Annotated in this window: 17 protein-coding genes; 10 read left to right on the top strand and 7 right to left on the bottom strand. The window is 43.6% G+C overall.

The window, feature by feature from the left end:
- Positions 1-136: 136 nt before the first annotated feature.
- Together serC and AB6D06_RS05220 are read right to left on the bottom strand one after the other, a co-directional pair.
- Positions 137-1,231 (bottom strand): 3-phosphoserine/phosphohydroxythreonine transaminase, encoded by a 1,095-nt coding sequence (gene serC / locus AB6D06_RS05225; protein WP_017065411.1) that lies wholly within the window; start codon positions 1,229-1,231, stop codon positions 137-139.
- Positions 1,232-1,394: 163 nt separating this feature from the next.
- Positions 1,395-2,657 (bottom strand): DUF945 family protein, encoded by a 1,263-nt coding sequence (locus AB6D06_RS05220; RefSeq protein WP_017066064.1) that lies wholly within the window; start codon positions 2,655-2,657, stop codon positions 1,395-1,397.
- Between the two features lie 183 nt (positions 2,658-2,840).
- Here AB6D06_RS05220 and AB6D06_RS05215 point away from each other — a divergent pair, with 183 nt between their 5' ends.
- From AB6D06_RS05215 to AB6D06_RS05205, 3 genes are all read left to right on the top strand, one after another.
- A complete protein-coding gene (locus tag AB6D06_RS05215; RefSeq protein ID WP_372109992.1) occupies positions 2,841-4,784 on the top strand; it encodes an ATP-binding protein in 1,944 nt (647 codons plus the stop codon).
- Positions 4,777-5,274: a response regulator gene (locus AB6D06_RS05210; protein ID WP_017071960.1), complete on the top strand. Its 498-nt coding sequence runs from the start codon at positions 4,777-4,779 to the stop codon at positions 5,272-5,274. The genes AB6D06_RS05215 and AB6D06_RS05210 overlap by 8 nt, the downstream gene beginning before the upstream one ends.
- Before the next feature lie 286 nt (positions 5,275-5,560).
- On the top strand, positions 5,561-6,103 hold the full coding sequence (locus tag AB6D06_RS05205; RefSeq protein WP_017065409.1) for a hypothetical protein: 543 nt from the start codon (positions 5,561-5,563) through the stop codon (positions 6,101-6,103).
- A 161-nt stretch (positions 6,104-6,264) separates the two neighbouring features.
- On the opposite strand, the gene AB6D06_RS05200 is transcribed toward AB6D06_RS05205, so the two are convergent.
- Positions 6,265-6,846, bottom strand: coding sequence for a TfoX/Sxy family DNA transformation protein (locus AB6D06_RS05200; RefSeq protein WP_017060401.1), 582 nt, complete (start codon positions 6,844-6,846; stop codon positions 6,265-6,267).
- 358 nt (positions 6,847-7,204) lie between these two features.
- On the opposite strand from AB6D06_RS05200, the gene AB6D06_RS05195 reads away from it, so the two are divergent.
- The 5 genes from AB6D06_RS05195 to AB6D06_RS05175 all read left to right on the top strand — a co-directional run bounded on the left by AB6D06_RS05195 (position 7,205) and on the right by AB6D06_RS05175 (position 12,762).
- Positions 7,205-8,125: an HDOD domain-containing protein gene (locus AB6D06_RS05195; protein WP_017066065.1), complete on the top strand. Its 921-nt coding sequence runs from the start codon at positions 7,205-7,207 to the stop codon at positions 8,123-8,125.
- Positions 8,126-8,179: 54 nt separating this feature from the next.
- Positions 8,180-9,085: a lysine exporter LysO family protein gene (locus tag AB6D06_RS05190; protein WP_017071961.1), complete on the top strand. Its 906-nt coding sequence runs from the start codon at positions 8,180-8,182 to the stop codon at positions 9,083-9,085.
- A 174-nt stretch (positions 9,086-9,259) separates the two neighbouring features.
- Positions 9,260-9,787: a hypothetical protein gene (locus AB6D06_RS05185; RefSeq protein WP_372109991.1), complete on the top strand. Its 528-nt coding sequence runs from the start codon at positions 9,260-9,262 to the stop codon at positions 9,785-9,787.
- 118 nt (positions 9,788-9,905) lie between these two features.
- Positions 9,906-11,549 carry a pyridoxal-dependent aspartate 1-decarboxylase PanP gene (panP, locus tag AB6D06_RS05180; RefSeq protein ID WP_017060397.1) on the top strand — a complete coding sequence of 548 codons (1,644 nt, stop codon included), beginning with the start codon at positions 9,906-9,908 and terminating at the stop codon, positions 11,547-11,549.
- Between the two features lie 358 nt (positions 11,550-11,907).
- Positions 11,908-12,762 carry a MurR/RpiR family transcriptional regulator gene (locus AB6D06_RS05175; RefSeq protein ID WP_004734686.1) on the top strand — a complete coding sequence of 285 codons (855 nt, stop codon included), beginning with the start codon at positions 11,908-11,910 and terminating at the stop codon, positions 12,760-12,762.
- A 124-nt stretch (positions 12,763-12,886) separates the two neighbouring features.
- Here AB6D06_RS05175 and AB6D06_RS05170 read toward each other — a convergent pair whose 3' ends face one another.
- Positions 12,887-14,179, bottom strand: a complete 1,293-nt coding sequence (locus AB6D06_RS05170) for an iron-containing alcohol dehydrogenase (RefSeq protein WP_372109990.1) — start codon at positions 14,177-14,179, stop codon at positions 12,887-12,889.
- A gap of 406 nt (positions 14,180-14,585) precedes the next feature.
- Here AB6D06_RS05170 and AB6D06_RS05165 point away from each other — a divergent pair, with 406 nt between their 5' ends.
- Entirely contained in the window at positions 14,586-14,849 is a 264-nt protein-coding gene (locus tag AB6D06_RS05165) for a GrxA family glutaredoxin (RefSeq protein ID WP_009847069.1), read from the top strand.
- 249 nt (positions 14,850-15,098) lie between these two features.
- Positions 15,099-16,781, top strand: a complete 1,683-nt coding sequence (locus AB6D06_RS05160) for an aspartate:alanine antiporter (RefSeq protein WP_017060395.1) — start codon at positions 15,099-15,101, stop codon at positions 16,779-16,781.
- A 306-nt stretch (positions 16,782-17,087) separates the two neighbouring features.
- Here AB6D06_RS05160 and fabV read toward each other — a convergent pair whose 3' ends face one another.
- The 3 genes from fabV to AB6D06_RS05145 form a co-directional block, all read right to left on the bottom strand.
- Positions 17,088-18,290 (bottom strand): enoyl-ACP reductase FabV, encoded by a 1,203-nt coding sequence (gene fabV, locus AB6D06_RS05155; RefSeq protein ID WP_017060392.1) that lies wholly within the window; start codon positions 18,288-18,290, stop codon positions 17,088-17,090.
- Between the two features lie 209 nt (positions 18,291-18,499).
- On the bottom strand, positions 18,500-20,782 hold the full coding sequence (locus AB6D06_RS05150; protein WP_372109989.1) for an acyl-CoA dehydrogenase: 2,283 nt from the start codon (positions 20,780-20,782) through the stop codon (positions 18,500-18,502).
- A gap of 55 nt (positions 20,783-20,837) precedes the next feature.
- Positions 20,838-21,467, bottom strand: a complete 630-nt coding sequence (locus AB6D06_RS05145; protein ID WP_017065403.1) for a TetR/AcrR family transcriptional regulator — start codon at positions 21,465-21,467, stop codon at positions 20,838-20,840.
- Between the last annotated feature and the right edge of the window lie 12 nt (positions 21,468-21,479).

The following is a 21,479-nucleotide window of genomic DNA, read 5'->3' as shown; positions in this document are numbered from 1 at the left end:
TACAATAAATCAACATACCATACCCTTTATTATTAACGACAAAAAAAATGCCGCAAAAGCGGCATCTATCTCGTTCGGTGCATTCGACACAATAAAAATCAAATAAGCAATTTATCAGTCAAAGCCCTATCATCGATTAAGCGTATTTCTCTTCGAAATCTTTCATGAAGCTAACCAGCGCTTGAACGCCTTCCAGAGACATTGCGTTGTAAAGTGAAGCTCTCATTCCACCTACTGCTCTATGGCCTTTCAGTGATTTCAGACCTGCAGCATCAGCCAATTCTAGGAACTTGCCATCTAACTCAGGTTTCGCCAGTTGGAACGGCACGTTCATTCTAGAACGGTTTGCAGTGTGAACATCGTTTTTGTAGAAAGCTGAGCTATCGATTGCATCGTAAAGCAGCGCTGCTTTCTCTTTGTTCACCAACTCCATCGCTTCAACGCCACCTTGAGCTTTCAGCCACTTGAACACAAGGCCTGATAGGTACCAAGCGTACGTTGGTGGTGTGTTGAACATTGAGTCTTTTTCAGCAAGTACTTTGTAGTTCAGAATACTCGGCAACACGTCGTTTGCGAGTTCGAGTAGATCATCACGTACGATTGCAATGCAGATACCCGCAGGGCCGATATTCTTTTGCGCGCCCGCGTAGATAACACCGTACTGAGACACATCAATCTTACGAGACAGAATGTTAGATGACATATCCGCTACGATTGGCTTATCCGTTTGAGGAAGCTCGCTGATTTCAATACCATCGATGGTTTCATTCGGACAGAAATGTACATACGCAGCTTCCGGGTCAATTTTCCAATCTTTAGCTGGAACAACCGCTGCTTTACCATCAATTGACGTCTTCGCGTTGAATACATCGATTTCGCAATATTTGCTCGCTTCAGTCACTGCACTTTCTGCCCAGTAACCCGCATCAATGTAAGTCGCTTTCGTCGCATCACCTAAAAGGTTTAGAGGAACAGCAGCGAATTGAGCACGAGCGCCCCCCTGACAGAAAAGAACTTTGTAGTTGTCTGGGATGTTCAGAAGATCACGTAGGTCCTGTTCGGACTCGTCAGCAACTTGAATAAATTCCTTGCTGCGATGGCTGATTTCCATCACGGAAGTCCCTAAACCATTCCAATCAATAAAGTCCGCTTGCGCTTGTTTCATTACCGGTTTAGGCAGTGCAGCTGGGCCAGCACTGAAGTTGAATACGTTATCTAATGTAAGTTCCATGGGGATGATTGCTCCTGCTAAATAATAACTATGCAAGTAATACCATGTTTTACCCAACATAAAAACAACAAAAGAGGTCTTAAGACCTCTTTTGTTTTGTACCGTATAAAATGTTTAAGCTTAACCTGCTAAATCACCCTATCAGTATTCACGCCTGCTCTGTTTATTGAACAAAAACCGGCATAAGTAGAGCGATTAATGGAATTTCTTGTCCATTTTCGAACACTAGGTTTCCATTTTCTAAGTCAGCGCTGATTTCATAACCACTGTCTGTTTCCTTGATCATTTCCATCACAAGCAATTCATCGATACCTTCACGGATGAATGGGTATTCTTCAACAAGCTCATTTGAGAAGCTAGAGTGAACGTTGCCCGTTAATGCAGGCATGATCATCGAAGGGTTGCTGCTGATGTTTTCTGTCCCTTCCGGTACGCTCACCAACCACTTAGATTCGAACTGTCCCTTACCTAACTCTAACGACATGTTGTTCATTGAAAGGTCGAAACCTTTAGCAAACAGGATATCGATAAATGGAATGATCTCTGCAACGTCTTCTTGCGTCATCACAGGATTAGATTGGTAAATCTCAAAGATTTTCTCAAACGACTCGCTATCCAACTTCGACATTTCAAAATCGACGTTTAGGTTGTTCAACTGGCCTTCACTGGTCTCGATGTTTGCGATATCCAGCTTGAGGTTGCTGCGCAGACGCTTAGTTGCTTCATCTAGATGTGATTCAAAATCGTACTTAGAATTTTCAATGGTCATGAAAGGCTGCATTGCAGAATCTGAAACCAAGAAGCTATCGATAGTAAAATTCTGAGTACCTAACCAGTAGCCTTTCGCTTGTTGGCCTGAACCCACACCTTTCAGATTAGACAGCGTTACCTCTTCACCGGTTTCAAAATCAATTTGAACTGAAGGGATTGAAAGCTCGTAATCAACTTGGCCTAAAACAGTCGCATGGCCAGAAAGATTCGATTTAGTGATCGAGACCGAAGTCCCATTCTCATCAGAACCTTGGTGATTGAACTGGCTTAACTCAAAGTTAAAGTCAGTGTTGCCGTTTAGCTCAGTACTAGTGGTCAGAGTTAAAGGCAGAATATCGGTATTCTCAAACGTCGACAGTGCATTTAGACTCACCAAACCATGGCTAACCGCACTATTTATGACAAACTCACTCGGCAACCCATCAATCGCAAGTTGCTCTTTCAGGTTTTCATCCATCACAGTTAAACGAGTGGTTACGTTGGAAGACAAGTAACCTCTATCGTATTCCACGATCTCAGCTTGAATGCTTGAATTGTTAAGCTTTGCAACGCCATCGGTAATCGCATTTTGTCCAATTTGCCCAACCGCTAGCGGCCAACAAAGTGCCAGTGAGATTGCTCCGCCAATAGCACCAATTTTTCTTAACTGTTCCATGAGTTCTCTTTCTACACGTGTCTATTTTTTTTAGTCTAACCCATCAGTAGCAAACAAGAAACATTGAGTTAAATCAGTCTATTGCTCGATACTTCGATTGCCTCAATAAATTAACGGCTAGCTCTCATCCTTATTCGGCGGTTCTTGCTAGGCTAAAGACGTCGCTACTATTAAGGTTGAGCTGTGAATCAATACGCTGTTATCTGTTTGGACAATAATCCGGTTAGCATTGAAAGAATACGTTCGGAGCTGGCTCCGTTGGCTTCTGTATTCGATATTTATACTGCCGAGAACATAGAAGACGCACATCACGCATTAGAAGATATTCATGATCACAACCAAACCGTTGCCTTGGTGATCACTCATCATCATTCTGAATTTAATGGCGTGCAATTCCTGATTGAACTTCAACAGCTGCCCCATAGTAATACCGCAAGAACGATATTAGTCAGCGCTTCGTCAGACATTCAATCCATTTTAACCGCTGTGAATGAAGGTAGGCTCAACCACTGTTTAACCAAACCGGTTCAAGATCAGGTTCTGTTCAAATCAGCGCAAAAAGAGCTGACCTCTTTTGTTATCCAATACGACTCAGAAAACCTGCTCTCTTACAGCGATGCATTGGATCAACAACGCTTACTCAGAGCGCACATTGAGCAAAAGATTCACTCTTTCCAATCGGGTTTCATTCACGACTACCACCAGCTTTCTGATAATGCCCTTGCAGAACGTGTCGTCAGTGCCTTACAAGATGTGTTTTCAAAAGATGACAAAACTAAGGCCATTCGTGACTATTCCCCCGAGCATCTACTCACTGTGGAAGGCGAAGACAATCGCTTTTTATGGCTGATCATTGAGGGTGAAGCAGCTCTTTATAAGAAAGATGAACTTGGGCAACAGCGGGAAGTGGTACGTCACTCCAAAGGGAACATTGTTGGCGGGATGTCATTTGTAACAGGCGAGCCTTCGTTTTCTACGGCGATCACCCTAACGCAGACTCGCGTTATCAAACTGGATAAAGATAGCTTTGCTCAGGTGATGCATTCAAACAATACCCTGCTGCCTTTATTTACCAATCTATTGCTCCGTCATTTTAATCGACGTTTGCAACGCAGCATCACCAATAAGATCAAACTGCAGCAGACACTAGAATCATTAGAGTCTGCACATCAACAACTGATCGAGAAAGAGAAAATGGCGATGCTCGGGCAGCTAGTCGCGGGAGTCGCACATGAGCTGAATAACCCGATTGCTGCCATATTAAGAAGCATCGAAACTCTGTCAGACCATCTCGACCAAATATTGGCAAACCTATCCGTTCCAGAGTCCAATAAAGGGACTGACGTACTGGCACATTCAAAGTTAGCTAAGCCACTATCAACAGCCCAAGAAAGACAGCTCGTAAAGCATCTTACGTCGACGATTAATGACCGTGCTTTAGCAAAAAAAGCGGTTAGATTGAATTTAAGCCAAGATGCTAAGGTTTTAGAGACTCTGAAAGACTCACCTGTCGCAGGCAAAGAATTACTCAACGACTTAGAGCATTACCACTATGTTGGAAATTCTATCCGTTCCATTCAAGTGTGTAGCAAACGCATTGCCGATATGGTCAAAAGCTTAAAAAGCTATGCTAGAGAAGATGAAGAAGTTCGCCACTACACAGATATCCACGAAGGGCTTGAAGATACCTTAGTGATCTTCGAAAACAGGCTTAAACACCACCAACTCGAAAAGCATTACGATACCGACTTACCGCCTTTATTGTGCCAGTCGCTCTCGCTGCAACAAGTGTGGACCAACCTTATCTCCAATGCGCTCGATGCCCTATCTGAACGAGGAAAAGTGACCATCACCACTTCTCAACAGACAAAAGGCGACGACGCGTTTCTTGTGGTGCAAATCTCCGATACTGGCCACGGCATTGCCAAAGAAGACATCAACACCATTTTCAACCCAAATTTCACGACTAAAAAAGAAGGCAACTTTGGTTTAGGGATTGGGTTATCCATTTCTCAACAAATCGTTTCGGCTCATCAAGGGTTTATTTTGGTGGAGTCAGAGGTAGGCAGCCATACAAACATGCAAGTGTGGCTTCCATTCAAACAAGAAGGAGCACCTCATGAATAAGTACCTAATTTTATGTGTCGATGATGAACCTGAAGTTCTCAATAGTGTCCTTCAGGACTTGGCGATATTTGAAGAGAACTTTCTGGTTGAAGGTGCAGAGTCGGTCGATGAAGCCAAGCAAGTAATCAAAGAAATGGGACAAGATGGTATTAAGCTCGCGTTAATCTTGTGCGACCACATCATGCCAGAAAAGACCGGCATCGATTTTCTGATCGAACTCAATCAACACGACGCGACGAAACCAACACGTAAGCTGCTGCTCACAGGGCAAGCTGGGCTGGAAGATACCGTCACGGCCATTAACAACGCTGCACTTGATTTCTATATTTCAAAACCTTGGCAAGGCGATCAACTGAGAGACACGATTACTCAACAATTGACTGACTATGTCATTGCCAACGACAAGCAATTGCTAAACTGGACTTCCATCTTAGATACCGAGCGCATACTGACTTCAATGGCGGATAAACGCACCAGTTTTGGTGAATAGCACTGATTGGTTAATGGATACTGAGAATAGCGTCATCCGATATAAAAACCTTCCGAATGTATACAAATTTTGGATAATTCGCTCGTCTATTTTTCTCATTCGCCCTAAACATGAGATCTCCGTTACATACTGATCCTTAATTTGCTTGTTTTTTAACTAAATGAGTAAGGTTTTACATTTTAAAGGATTACTTTTCCGTGAGTTAGATTAAACTGTCTCAATGTTTATGGTTTGCCGATTTGTCTCAAACCAAAGGAATTAACACTAATATAGGTTTACAGTCGTTATGCGCAAAATTCTACTTACTACCGCTATGCTATTGGCTTCTGGTCAAGCACTAGCTGTTGATGAACAACCACAGGTAATGAGCAACTTTAACTATGATTACTTTGAAGCACGTATCGGTGCTAGCCCAGTAACATTTGGTGGTGCGTTCAGTAAGTCCATTCACCCGAACGCTCACGCTATAGCACGTATCGATTCAGAATTTGAAAGCGATTACGACTCAGCTGTAGGTCTTGGTTTCCACGCTCCATTAAACAACTGGGCAGACCTAACAGGTGAAATGCTAGCTCGTATCGTTCAACCTGAGAACTCAAGCTCTACTGATATCGGTATGGAAATCAACATTGGTGTTCGCCAATGGCTTGGTCCACAACTAGAAGTTGGTGGTAAAGGTGGTTACGTTTCTATCGATGACAACGATGATTGGACAGGTTCTGTTTACGCGCGTTTCCACTCTACAGAGCTTTTCTCTTTAGGTGCTGAAGCTCGTATTAACGACTTCTACGGTGACCAACTTATGTTCACTGCTCGCTTCAAGTACTAATACTTAAAGCTCAAGCCCTAGCAAATAAGCTCTCTATGAGCACTTAGCCTTTTGATACTTAGTCTTTTAAGAAATCCGGCTAAGACAGAAACAAAAAAACCGAGGACATTCCTCGGTTTTTATTTATTAACAGTAATCTTAAGCATATAAGGTAAACTTCTTTAGTGGCAGCTCTTTAGTAATTGCTGCTTGCGTGGCTCTTGTAATAGTTTCCAGTGAATACCATCAATTGCACCCGCAAATTTCCAAAGTAGTTTTAGGTCAACATCGTTTCCGTACGCTTCGCGAACCTTATTAAACACTTCAGGTGCGCCCAACTGCATAAACATTGAAACATCATCCACACCCGCCTTTTTAACCATGCGCTCTAACGTAAGCTGCATGTTTGGTAGATCTCTTAATCTACGGCTAGCTGATGACTTCTTGAAGCTACGCTGCTGAATTGAATTATCGATTGAAGTACGAATAATACTATCCAATTCAGGATGTTCACAGGTAAACAGATCCGTAATGTCGTAATAGTTTACGGTTGCTGTTGTCTGCTTCTTTACATGACGATACTTTTCACAATCAAGATCGGTCAGTTTTTTATCTAATGATTTTCCACCTCTAATGAATAAACAACCTTCACTCAATAAAGCGAACATAGCGTCATTTTGAAAGAGGCCAATACCTCCGAACATAGAACGTTTTTGATGCTCACCAAATTGATTCACGTAATTAATAAATGCTGTCTCGGTCATATCCGTTGATCCTTAATCAAATTACCCCGATTAGGTTGATCACCAGACAAGCAGCTTGTTATGCGAAAAATTTTAAATCTATTTTTTTATTCTATAGGTGAATATTATGGTTTCGTTTTCCACCTTTAAATAAATGATACTTCGAAAAGAAAAATAAGTCTGGACTTAGTTCACATCAATCAATTGAGTATTCCGGTTTTTCATGATTGACTTCACAGTAAACTATCAAACCATGCTTGAATTTGGACACCTAGTGATACACCGGTTCAAATTATTAAAGGTTATGTAGACGGGTGAGTATTGCCTCGCAGCATCGTGGCTTGTAAAATGGCAGGACAGACCTGTTTTTACTTTTTATATGAATCATTTATCGTTTTTCTGGCTACCTCAAAATAAGACTCTTCTCTTAAAGGGTCTAGAATCAGAGTTTGCCCAACTTGTTGGACATTCTATCTCAGCGGGAAAAATAACACTTCCTCCTATCCCTAACGTTGTACTGAAGATTCAATCGCTTTGTACCCTTGAATCAACTGGGATTGCTGACGTTGCCGAGTGCTTACTCGAAGACCCAGGCCTCGCTGCTATTGTCATTCGTGTGGCTAACTCTGTCGTCTTTAACCGACGTAATATTACTTGTGTTGATATTATGACGGCGGTGTCGCGCCTTGGCATATTAAGAGTACGTGACATCGTGACGGCTCAGGCTATTGAGCAACTCAAACACTCAGTCAACCTCAGTAAAGAATGTAATAAGGTATTGGTTCAGAGCGCTTCTGTATCAAAAGAGCTGGGCGCTACTATGGTGCTTGTTACCAACAGCTTCAAAGAGCTCTCCCCTACTGAATACCGTTACCTTGAGCATGAAAAATCGCTGCTTGTTGGATTACTGGCTGATATTGGTTTGTTCTGTTTGGTTAGCGAATACCACCTCTACCTCGAAAATGGCAATTACCTAGATCACGACATCGCTCTACAAATCTTCCAAGGCCAATGTTCTGCTACCAGTAAATTGGTGCTTAACCGTTGGGGCTTCGACAGCGACTTTATTGATGTGTGCAGCAATACCATCAATAACCACGAACAGCGTGAAGTCTCTTACTTAGATATCGCTCGAATCGCTAACCACCTGCTGATGTTCAGAAACAAGGATGAGAACATCGATGATCACGAAGTTGAACTTAACGTGACAGGTGCAGAGGTGCTTTATAAATTAAGCAACTTGAGCAAGCATGATTTTAATGCAAAGCTAAGCGACGTGATCAATACTAGCGGCTTCTAAGTCACTGTTAAATTACAAGTAAGTGTAATATGAAGTAAATGCAATGGGGAAAGCATGTTTACAGGGATGATCTTTATATTTGCGCCACTCGTCGTGGGGTATCTTTTTGCAATTTCGAACGCTCAGACATTAGAATTTATCAACCGCTCAACATCGCGGTTGATCTACGTGATTCTGGCGTTAATGGGACTAAGCTTAGCCGCCCTCGATAACCTAGGCAGTAACCTGCAGACAATCCTTCTATATACCGTCACTTTCTTTGTCTGCTTAAGCGTATGTAACCTAATGGCACTGCCCGCTATTGATAAGTTATTGCCACTCAAAACCGACAGTAGCAAGAAGAAGCTTCCCCTCTCTTCTATGGCGATGGAATCTGCAAAACTCATCTTAGTGGTAGGTTCAGGGCTAATCGCTGGCTTAGTGCTGCCTATTGGCCTTGATTGGGTTGATACCGCAAGCGAATGGATTCTGTTTGTTCTTCTATTCTTTATCGGCATTCAGCTGCGTAATAGCGGACTCACACTTCGTCAGATCTTACTCAACAAGCACGGTATGGTTATCGCAATCACCATTATCATCACCTCAATGTTAGGTGGTGTAATCGCGGCTTACATCCTAGATATCCCTCTGTTCAAAGCCTTGGCAATGTCTTCTGGATTTGGTTGGTACTCTCTGGCTGGTATCTTAATGGGTGACGCCTTTGGTCCTGTCTATGGTGGCGCTTCTTTCATGCTTGAGCTGTTAAGAGAGTTAGTTGCCTTGGTACTGATTCCAGTGCTAATTCGCAGCTACCCATGCACTTCCATTGGTTATGCTGGTGCGACTGCGATGGACTTCACCTTACCGGTCATTCAAACAACAGGCGGCGTTAGATGTGTGCCTATCGCTATCGTCAGTGGCTTTATCCTCAGCTTGCTTGTTCCGATATTGATGTTGTTCTTTGTATCTCTTGCTAACTAGATCGCAGGAATAGCGTTTGTTTTAGATTAGAATGCAACTCGAATACCAATGCCCAAGACACCGATACAGTTACCGAAATAAAAAGACACTAAGTGTCATTGCTCAACAAATAACGATCACGGTAACCTGTAACGACAAAGTTATAAAAAGAATAAACTTACAAAAGGAACCACTATGAAACGCCTTTGCGTCGCATTACTGCTAGCTTCAACTTCTACTTTCTCTTTTGCAGCAGATTCAATGTCTGAGACAAACCAGTGCCAAGCAAAAAAATATGATGCGTACATCGACGCTTCTTTGAATTGGTATGCCGACCTTGCTGCATTAACCTCTGAGCAATATCCAGAGCTAACAGAAGTGAGTGAGTGGTTCCTAGAAGGTCGTAAGCACCACTTTGAGCTTAACCGTGCTGCGGTTCACTACTACTTAGTAAACGACTCAAGCAAAGTGGCAACAGAGCAACCTGTAGAAGGTTGGTTGCAACTTGAGCAACACGACATTAAAACGCTATCAACACGTGATGATGAGCTTGGTAAAATCGCGAAAACAACATTCGATGACCGCCAATCAACGCCTCACGCTCAAAACTACGAACTACGTTCTGCCTTTGCAGAGCTGCTTAGTCACCCTAAGCAAATCGACTCAGCGCTGCAGCGTTACAACCAGTCGATCAGTAAACTTGAATCGATTAAGTGTAAATAACCCCGCATTTAATATGCTTTTTTGAGAAGTTGGATTTCATAATTAAGACGGGACATTGTTCCCGTTTTCGTTTAGATTGTCCCGCTCGCGTCAATATTAGAAAAATAACTCGCTTGCTATGGTTACGGAACAAAAAACAGCAGATGTTAGCTTCGACAGTCTTCTACGTATCTTCACGGTACCTGAAGGCCCAGATTCAACACTCACTCAAATTGAAGACAAACTTTCACGAAACCTGAATCAATTCTTACGTGAACATATTGTGGCTGAAGAAAAGCCGCTACGTGAAATTGAGAAAGATTTTTCAAATGCTCATATCCCAGAGCAGCCTGAGTTTGTTTCTGAACATACTGAGCATCTCCTCGATTCTCTTGTGTCTCATTCGGTTCACACGTCTTCGCCAAGTTTTATTGGCCATATGACCTCTGCGTTGCCGTACTTCCTGATGCCGCTTTCAAAAATCATGATTGCGTTGAATCAGAATCTAGTAAAAATCGAGACCTCAAAAGCTTTCACTCCCCTAGAACGTCAAGTTCTGGGCATGTTACATCGCCTGATTTATCAAGATAGTGACCAGTTTTATTCTCGTTGGATGCACAGCGCAAACCACTCTTTAGGTGCGTTTTGTTCTGGCGGTACCATCGCGAACATTACAGCGCTCTGGGTTGCACGTAACAACGCACTAAAAGCGCAAGGTTCGTTCAAAGGTGTAGAAAAAGAAGGCCTGTTTAAAGCCATGAAGCACTACGACTACGAAGGCCTTGCCATCTTAGTCTCTGAACGTGGCCACTACTCTCTGAAAAAAGCCGCGGATGTCCTTGGTATTGGTCAAGAAGGTCTAGTGTCTGTTAAAACAGATAACGACAACCGTATTTGTACTGATGATTTAAGACTCAAGATCGAGCAGCTCAAGCAGAACAAGATCAAACCTTTCGCCGTCATTGGTGTGGCTGGTACAACCGAAACCGGTAATATCGACCCGCTAAGAGACATTGCTGAGGTGTGTGCCGAATCCGATTGTCATTTCCACGTTGATGCAGCTTGGGGCGGTGCGACTCTGATGTCTAACAATCATCGTCACCTACTTGATGGTATTGAACTGGCGGATTCAGTCACGATTGATGCGCATAAACAGCTTTATATCCCTATGGGTGCGGGTATGGTTCTGTTTAAGAAGCCAGATGCGATGACTGCGATTGAACATCATGCTCAATACATTCTTCGTAAAGGCTCAAAAGATTTAGGCAGCCATACGTTAGAAGGTTCTCGTTCAGGTATGGCAATGCTGGTTTACGCCGCAATGCACATCATTAGCCGCCCAGGTTATGAACTGCTGATCGACCAAAGCATCAACAAAGCGCGCTACTTTGCCGACCTAATTAAAGATCAGAGCGACTTCGAGCTGGTTTCAGAACCTGAGCTTTGCCTACTGACTTATCGCTATGTCCCTGAGTCAGTCAAAGCGGCACTGCTTAAAGCTGAGCCTGAACATCGTGTCGAACTGAATGAGTTGCTCAATGAGCTGACTAAGTTTATTCAGAAGAAGCAGCGTGAAACAGGTAAGTCTTTCGTGTCACGTACACGCTTAAACCCTGAAGCATGGGTACATCAGCCAATCATCGTTTTCCGCGTGGTATTAGCAAACCCACTAACAGGCAATGACATTCTTTCGTCAGTGCTTGAAGAACAGCGTGAGATCTCTAAACTAGCACCAAACTTGATGGGCAAAATCAACAAACTGGTTACGCAAATCAACGCATAGTCATTCAATTTTAGTTGCATCAAATTGAAAATTTCTTTCTTTTTGATGTAACTAAGCTGTCAGTTCATACCCATTTTGCATTCTTTTTGCTCAAACTCTCTTCCAATTCTGTAGTTTTCTAAAATTTTGTTGAGGTTTGTCATATTCTTAAGCATTCATGCCCTGTTTTTGTATTAGTAAATAGTATGTTGGGTTTATACTGACTCTATGGTGCTAGTTAGCTTGATATCTATTTGACGCAGCAGTATTTACGAAACCGAATATACATCGGCTTTGTGTTTACTGATATTTGCTTCAGCCATACCCCCTGGTAAAAGATATTAACTAGCAAGTTGTTCTCTATACCCTTGTGAACACTATGAATACATTAGAAAAAATACAAAAAAACCTGGAAAATTTCAGCAAGTCTGAGCGCAAGGTAGCCGAAGTAATTATGGCTTCCCCTCAAACTGCAATTCATTCTAGCATTGCTACCTTAGCTAAAATGGCTGACGTGAGTGAGCCTACAGTTAACCGCTTCTGTCGTCGATTAGACACAAAGGGCTTCCCTGACTTCAAACTTCACCTAGCTCAAAGCTTGGCAAACGGTACACCTTACGTGAACCGTAATGTTGAAGAAGATGATGGTCCAGATGCTTATACGCATAAGATTTTCGAATCAACTATGGCTTGTCTAGACGTTGCTAAAAACAGTCTAGACGCGATGCAAGTAAACCGTGCTGTTGACTTGCTGACTCAAGCAAAACGCATTTCGTTCTTCGGACTGGGTGCCTCTTCTGCTGTCGCCAAAGATGCTCAAAACAAGTTTATTCGTTTTAATATCCCAATCACATGTTTCGAAGACATCGTGATGCAACGAATGAGCTGCATTAACTGCAGTGATAACGACGTTATTGTTCTTATCTCTCATACTGGCCGCACTAAAAGCCAAGTTGAGATTGCAAACTTAGCGCGTGAAAACGGTGCGACAGTTATTGCTATCACAGCAAAAGATTCTCCACTGGATAAAGCGAGCTCGTTGTCTATTTCTCTGGATGTTCCAGAAGACACTGACGTTTACATGCCAATGGCAAGTCGCGTTGTTCAGATGACGGTTATCGATGTGCTAGCGACAGGCTTTACGCTACGTCGTGGTTCTGGTTTCAGAGAGAACCTAAAGCGCGTCAAAGAGTCACTTCGTGATTCACGTTACGAGAAGTACTCTCAGTTCTAATCTGCTTAGTCATGAACTGAAAACAGATGACCAGAGAACAAGTTGAATTAAAAAAACGGAGCCTAGAGCTCCGTTTTTATTTGTCTGTATAAAATGACTTATACAACGAACAAGTTTAAGACCGTTAGATAGTCCAACTATTGCCCTTCTCAACCACGCTGTTTTCGGACGCATAAGAATTGATAATGGTAAAGCTCGACTCGACAGCTGGCTCTTGCCCAATTTGATTCATTGAAGCTCCCTCATGATGCCCTTCTCTACAACTGCACTTCTCGCATACTTGCTTAAAAATATGCACGAGCCTCTCTTGGTTAAGCGGCAAAGGGTTTCCTTTAATCGCCACTGATTTGAGCGCGTCGGCAGACACCTCATCAAACTGGGCTTCACAGACACCAAATTCCATCAAGTTGGGTAACTTAAGCGTATCAAGCACTTCCGATAACCAAGAAATTGCCTCCTCTTCTATTGCTTCTACGTTACCTGTTACTATCTGAGCGATTCGCTGATAACGCGCTAGGATGTCGCTTCTTTGCTGCTCTTTTGCAACGGCTATGTTCTCCAACATCACAAACGGCGCTAAACGCGCGGTAATCACACTATGAGGCGCAGAAATCTTACCTCCTAGTGCGGAGGCTAAACCATGGGCTGCGCCAAGCTTGGCATTAGTTATCGCCATACCACCGAGCATAGAAGCGAAAGCAAGATCAGAACGCGCTTGAGGCTCATCATAAACACACGCTTTAACCACAGAACCACTCAACTTACGCAGCCCTTCTTCACAAATCATATCGGTTAACGGATTCGGTTCACCACACACGTAGGCTTCCATTAGATGAGTAAAGGCATCCATCGCACCTCGCCCAGATAGATATAGATTGGTTCCATGAGTTAGGGTTGGGTCGACAATCGCAACGTCGGCCAGCATGTCTGGGCTTCTCAGGCTGATTTTCACTTGGTCTTGGCCTGATTTCAGCACCGCGTTTTTAGTGACCTCGGCGCCGGTACTCGCTGTGGTTGGAATTGCGATAAACGGAAGTGGTTTGGTTTTAAGAGGAACATTACGCCCGACCACTTCAACATAGTCATATAAATTGCCTTGATTAGGTAAAACCGCAGCCAACGCTTTGCCCATATCGATGGCGCTACCGCCCCCCATGGCGACAACCATATCTGGCTTAAATCGACGAGCAGAAATAGCCGCCTCTTCAACCATTTTGATATTAGGTTCACCGGAAACGGCAATGTGCTGATAACGCATACTCTGCGCATCAAGATAGTCAGTAACAATTGAAGTGCGCTCTAATGTATTGCCTGTAACCAATAGCACGCTGTAGCCATATTGATTAAAGAGAGACAATGAAGCGGAAAGTGCTCCATCACCAAAGATGATCTTTGTAGATGTCATAAATTGAAACATGGTGCCTCCTGCGCCTATGACCGAACAAAACTGCGAACTCTTGGTTATTGGAATTTAGCCTTTATATAGTGCATCAGTATTAAGATGCCTCGTTCTGTATGCGCTTTTTTTGACGAGGTGCAACTTGTCGCATTAAAGATGGATTAATGTCGTATTCTTAGGGGTAATTCACACTCTTAAATTAAGGGTAATCAATCTGAATACCCATCAGAAATCAGCATGGATCCTTTTTGTGACCATTATTTGCTCTGATAGACAAAACCTATTGTATTAAGAGGTAATTCCATCTTTATTTCCCCATGGCATTGAGGCATAGTTGGTTTTATGAAATTTTGAGTGGCATTCACTAAAGAATAGTTAACATAATCGAGTTAACGAGCCTCATCCCGTATTTAGGAGAAATTAAATGTTTGTAGTTATTTTTGGTCGCCCTGCTTGCCCATTCTGTGTTCGTGCAAAAGAGCATGCTGAAACTCTTAAAGCTAAACGCGATGACTTCAACTACCGTTACGTTGACATCCACGCTGAAGGTATCAGCAAAGCTGATCTAGAGAAGACTGTTGGTAAACCTGTCGATACAGTTCCACAAATCTTCATCGACCAAGACCACATCGGCGGCTGCACAGAATTTGAAGCATACGCAAAAGAAAACCTAGGTCTTTTCGACTAAGCTAGGATTTCTCAAACGAGAATCAGGGCTAAAGCCTTAAACAGCTGACCCATTTAGGCGTTAGACTGTACGATTTATAGAAAGCCCGCTCACTGTAGCGGGCTTTTTTATGACCAGTTTTCATACGGAATAAGAATAAGGTCAAAATCAAGTAAATTAACAAAATATTGCTTATAATTTATTTATATTTAGATACAATTCACCTCTCAAACTTACCCTGTGTTCCACGCCAATTATTGAGCGACCACCGTGAATATCGACGTTGTTTTTCTGTTAGAACAAAACCCCATTCTCCTCATCTTTGTTGTTTTATCGATTGGATTAGCCATTGGTAAAATTCGTTTCGGTAGCCTCCAACTTGGTAATTCAATCGGTGTTTTGATTACTTCCCTTATCATGGGACATCTTGGCTTTTCTTTTAACGCAGATGCGCTCACCATTGGTTTCATGCTGTTCATCTACTGTGTTGGCATTGAAGCTGGACCAAACTTCTTCGGTATCTTCTTCAGAGACGGTAAGCACTACCTCATTCTGAGCCTTGTGGTACTTTCTACCGCAATTGCCCTAACCTATTTCAGTAGTCATTACCTTGGCCTAGGCTTTGGTTTATCTGCAGGCATGATGGCAGGTGCCTTAACAGCAACGCCGATATTGGTAGGTGCTCAAGATGCTCTGAATTCTGGGCTTGCAGAATTACCAAGAAACATGGACTTGAGCCTGATTATCGAAAACCTTTCAGTCGGTTACGCGATGGCTTACTTGGTTGGCTTAATCAGTATGATTATGTTTGCTCGCTTGATTCCAAAACTTCAAAAAGTGAACCTACACGACTCGGCAGAGCAAATCGCCCAAGAACGTGGGTTAGGCGCTTCAGGTCAGCGTAAGGTTTACTTGCCCATTATTCGTGCTTATCGAGTGGGACCAGAGCTCATCTCTTGGACTGACGGTAAGAATCTGCGTGAACTGGGCATCTATCGCCAAACAGGCTGTTACATCGAGCGTATTCGACGTAATGGTATTCTTGCCCATCCAGATGGTGATGCAATTCTGCAAGAAGGCGATGAGATCGCATTGGTTGGTTTCCCAGATAGCCACGCTCGTCTAGACCCAAGCTTCCGTAACGGTAAAGAAGTTTTCGACCGTAACCTTCTCGATCTGCGTATCGTGGAAGAAGAGATCGTCGTTAAGAGTGACAGTATCGCAGGTAAGCGCCTATCAGACTTAAACCTGTCTGAATACGGCTGTTTCCTTAACCGCGTAGTACGTGCTCAGATTGAAATGCCGATGGACTTAAACATCGTGCTTTCTAAAGGTGACGTCCTACAGGTGAGTGGTGAAAAGAGTCGAGTGCACGGCCTAGCTGAGAAAATTGGTTTCATCTCAATCCACAGCCAAATGGCGGATTTGATGGCCTTCTGTAGCTTCTTCATTTTGGGTATTTTGTTTGGTTTGATCACCATGACATTCGGTCAGGTATCGTTTGGGCTAGGTAACGCGGTTGGCCTGCTTCTATCGGGCATCATGCTTGGTTTCCTACGAGCGAACCACCCTACTTTCGGTTATGTGCCTCAAGGTGCTCTGAACATGGTCAAAGACCTCGGTTTGATGTTCTTTATGGTCGGTATCGGCTTGAGCGCCGGTGGTAAGATATTTGAGCACTTAACCCAAGTTGGCCCACAGGTAATAGGTATTGCCCTAGTAGTGAGTGTGCTGCCAGTATTCTTCGCTTACTTGGTTGGCGCTTACGTATTGAAGATGAACCGAGCTTTGTTGTTCGGTGCAATCATTGGCGCGCGAACTTGCGCTCCAGCGATGGACATCGTAAATGACCACGCTCGCTCAACGATTCCGGCTCTGGGTTATGCGGGTACTTATGCGATAGCCAATATATTGATGACCTTAGCAGGTACTTTCATCATCATAATTAGCTAGCATCTGCTGCATTAAAAGCAGCCAAGCTTAGATATTTCGAATGCACTAATTCACTTTGGGTTAGTGCATTTTTTATAACCTGTTTTAAGCGGTTCAAGCCTTCTTCCCCACTCCTGCTCTTAACTCTCTTCATCCCTTATTTCTACTCTTGTCCCCCTTCGAATCGCGGTAGCCGTATCCGCTCTTAAATCTCTTCGCATCCCGCCACTCGAATCCCATATCTGCTCTTAATCTCTTGAACCAAATAGCAGACAAAAAAATAGGCGCTCAATGAGCGCCTATTTCGTTTAGATTCGATAACTTGAATTAGATGTCAGCTACATCAAATTCAACAGCTGGGTTAACGTCAGCTTCGTAATCAACACCTTCAACACCGAAACCAAATAGCTTCAAGAACTCTTCTTTGTACTCTACGTAGTCAGTCAGTTCTTTTAGGTTCTCAGTTGTGATTTGAGGCCATAGGTTACGACAGTGATCTTGAATGTCTTCGCGAAGCTCAAGGTCATCTAGACGTAGACGGTTCACTTCATCCACTTCTGGCGCGCTGCCGTCTTCTTTGTATAGACGTTGGCTGAACATACGGAAGATCTGTTCCATACAACCTTCGTGAATACCTTCTTCACGCATCTTCTTGAACACCATAGCGATGTAAAGAGGCATTACAGGGATTGCAGAACTTGCTTGAGTCACTACAGACTTAAGAACAGCAACGTTTGCAGTACCGCCAGTTTGGCCTAGCTTCTCGTTCAGCGCTGTCGCTGCACGGTCTAGATCCATCTTAGCTTTACCTAGTGCGCCATCCCAGTAGATTGGCCACGTTAGTTCAGTACCGATGTAGCTGTAAGCAACCGTCTTACAACCGTCCGCTAGAACACCAGCTTCAGAAAGAGCATTGATCCAAAGTTCCCAATCTTCACCGCCCATTACAGTAACAGTGTCTTTGATCTCTTCTTCAGTTGCAGGCTCTACGCTTGCTTCGATGATTGTGTCTTTGTTCGTATCAACCGCAGTTGACGTGTACGTTTCACCGATAGGCTTTAGAGATGAACGAATTACTTCGCCAGTCTCTGGCATTTTACGCACTGGAGACGCCAGTGAGTATACAACCATATCGATTTGGCCTAGATCTTCTTTGATCAGGTCAATTGTTTTCTGTTTCGCTTCGTTAGAGAAAGCATCGCCGTTCAGGCTTTTTGAATACAGGCCTTCTTCTTTAGCTAGCTTGTCGAACGCTGCTGAGTTGTAGAAACCAGCTGTGCCCGGCTTTTTCTCAGTACCGGCTTTCTCGAAGAAAACACCGATAGTTGAAGCGCCGCCACCAAATGCAGCCGCAATACGTGAAGACAAGCCGTAGCCACTTGAAGAGCCAACAACTAGTACACGTTTAGGTGCGTTTGCGATTGGGCCTTGAGCTTTTGTGTAAGCAATTTGTTCTTTTACATTAGCTTCACAACCGACTGGATGTGTTGTAGTACAGATGAATCCGCGAATTCGAGGTTTGATGATCATATTCAACTTCCTTAAAAAATCAGGTTAAGGATAAAAGTTTCGTACGCAAATGGCATCTAATTTCTGTAAAAATGTGGTGAAAATGCAAGTGGTTGGAGCACTCAGTGAATATTTGCTGACTAAGTCACCATTTGTTAACGCCTCTATTGCAACTTCTACGACAAAAACAAAAAAGGCACCTAATAAGGTGCCTTTTGTCATTTCTTTATCTAAGCAACGCTATTTAGCTTAGGTTTTAACTCTTTTCGCGTCAAAGTTTCACTGTAATCATGACTGAAGTGGTCAACTTGAATCGCTGCGTAGCGAAGTTTGTCTGCTGCAATGATTTGGTCAACTTCGTCTTGAGTAAGAACATCTGCCGCCAGTGCTTGAGCAAGTTTATCTTGCAATAGACCTTTACGAGCCACTTTGCCCTCTTTCACTGCTTTGAAGAGCTTACGTTCGAGAGGCTTGATGCTGTACATCGCATTGAACGCATTCTCCATTAGGCCAACACTATCCTCTTCTTCTTTGCCTATGTAGCAAAGGTGAGTTAGACGTTCACGGTGTGCACCCGGAGTCATCAAGCTTTCTGCCAGTTGTACCGTTAGATTATCACTTGGTTTTTCAAAGTGGTTACCGACAGGGAAAACTAGACCTTTAAGTACTTTACCTACCATCTTGTTCGGGAAGTTTCTGTACGCTTCTTGTAGCGATTTAGCCGCGTTATGGAAACAGTGTTGAACCGCGTAGTGTACGTAGTCTAGGTCAGCTTGTTGACGACCTTCATCTTCATACTTCTTAAGCGCTGCAGACGCCATGTATAGGTAACTTAGACCATCACCTAGACGTGCAGAGATAAGCTCTTTACGTTTCAGTTCGCCACCTAGTGTAAGCATTGCGAAATCCGCACTCACTGCAAGCGCACGGCTCAAGCGAGTTAAGTCTTGGTAGTAAGGCTTCGTTGGACCGCTCATATCCGCTTTAATGAACTTAGAGCCTGTCAATGCCGCACCGAACGCACCAAACGTGTTCTTAGTTGCGTGAGAGATATGCTTGAACAACAAGTTATCGAAATCCTTCGCACCTTGCTTCTCATCTGGGTTTGCTGCCGCTTCCATTTCGCTTAGCACGTATGGGTGACAACGTGTCGCACCTTGACCGAAGATCATCAGGTTGCGAGTTAAGATGTTCGCACCTTCTACTGTGATAGCAACTGGAATACCTAGGTAAGGCGCAGCTAAGTAGTTCATTGGACCATCTTGAATTGCACGACCAGAGTGGATATCCATTGAATCATTCAGGATAGTACGCGCCATTTCTGTCATGTGATATTTCGCGATAGCCGTAACGATACCCGGCTTCTCTTTCATATCGAGTGAAGTAGTTGTTAGTGTACGAGTCGCTTCTAGTAGATACGTTAAGCCACCAATACGACCTAAACTCTCTGCAACTCCTTCAAACTTACCAATCGACATACCGAACTGCTTACGAACATAAGCGTATGCGCCGGTCGTTTTCGCCGTTAGGTGGCCCATCGCCGTGCCAAGTGCGGGTAATGAGATACCACGACCTGCAGACAGACATTCCACCAGCATACGCCAGCCTTTACCTGCGTAATCGGCACCACCGATTAACCATTCCATAGGAATAAATACATCGTGACCGCGTGTTGGACCATTCATAAACGCAAGACCAAGTGGGTCATGACGCTCACCAATCACAACACCTTCGTGGTCAGCCGGGATTAGCGCACAAGTGATGCCAATGTCTTCTTTGTCACCCAGTAGCTTTTCTGGATCGTGCAGTTTGAAAGCCAGACCAAGTACCGTCGCCACTGGTGCTAGTGTAATGTAGCGTTTGTTCCAGTTAAGCTTGATACCTAGCGTCTCTTTACCTTCGTGCATGCCCATGCACACAGTACCGACATCAGGGATACCACCCGCATCAGAACCCGCTTCTGGGCCTGTTAGTGCGAAACATGGGATATCTGTACCGTCAGCAAGACGAGGTAGCCAGTAGTCTTTTTGGTCTTGAGTGCCGTAGTGAGACAGCAGCTCACCAGGACCAAGAGAGTTTGGAACCATTACTGAAACCGCAGTACTGATACTGCGAGTCGCAATCTTAGTTACGATAGTTGAGTTAGCGTGTGCTGAGAATTCACGACCGCCATACTCTTTCGCAATAATTAGCGAAAAGAAACGCTCTTTGCGTAAGAAGTTCCACACCTCTTCAGGAAGGTCTCGATCTTCTTTTACAATTTGGTGGTCATCAAGCATAGCGAGCAAGGTTTCAAGCTCATTATCCATGAACGATTGCTCTTCTGCTGTCAGCTGAGGTTTTGGGTATTGGTGCAGCTTAGTGAAATCTGGTTTACCAGAAAACAGCTCTCCGTCCCACCACACGCTACCCGCTTCCATCGCTTCTTTCTCGGTGCTAGATAGTGGTGGTAGTACTTTTTTAAAGAGTTTAAAAGCTGGGTCACTTACCCATTTTTGTCTTAGAGAGCTCATAGTTCAGATCCTTTTGTTCACTATATTGGTTGTGAATGTTTCGCTTTTTATTGTTTTATTCTTCTGCTGACATGCCTGCGGCTAAATATGGAATAAGAATATCGACCACTGCCTTAGCATCTATCTTTCTGTCATAGTCATTCTCTGCAATTTCTACCAGAGCCTGACTTGATGCCATGGTGAATACACAAGTCCCTAGGGTGAAGTGTAATCGCCAAAATAACTGTTCTTGAGTGAGGTTCGGATTCGCCTTCATTACAGATGTCGTAAACAAAGAAAGTACTTCGCTGTAGCGAGTAGTAATGAACCAACGCAAGTGTCCTTGCACATCCGTATAGCCTCTGCCGATAAGTAACATGAATCGGCTTGTACCATTTGGCCTAACATCATTAAGTGCTCTTAGTGGCTGTCTCAACGACTCAAACACGTCACTCATAGAATACGTTTCGTTCAAGTTTAAGTTCACTAATGCATCTTGCAGTGCTGGCATAAATGCTTCTAAGTAACGATTGAGTACCGCACGAACCAGAGTCTTCTTATCGCCAAAGTGATAGTTCACTGAAGCTAAGTTGACATTCGCTTTACTCGTAATCGTACGTAAAGAGGTGTCATTAAAACCGTGCTCAGCAAATAAGCCTTCAGCCACATCTAAGATTTTGTCTTTGGTTGTACTTCTTGGTGCCATTTCAATCACTCG

The organism is Vibrio sp. 10N.239.311.G01 (assembly GCF_041465805.1).
Lineage (GTDB): Bacteria > Pseudomonadota > Gammaproteobacteria > Enterobacterales > Vibrionaceae > Vibrio > Vibrio crassostreae_C.
Note: the sequence above shows the minus strand (reverse complement) of the source record. Positions and strands in the feature narration are given on the sequence as shown.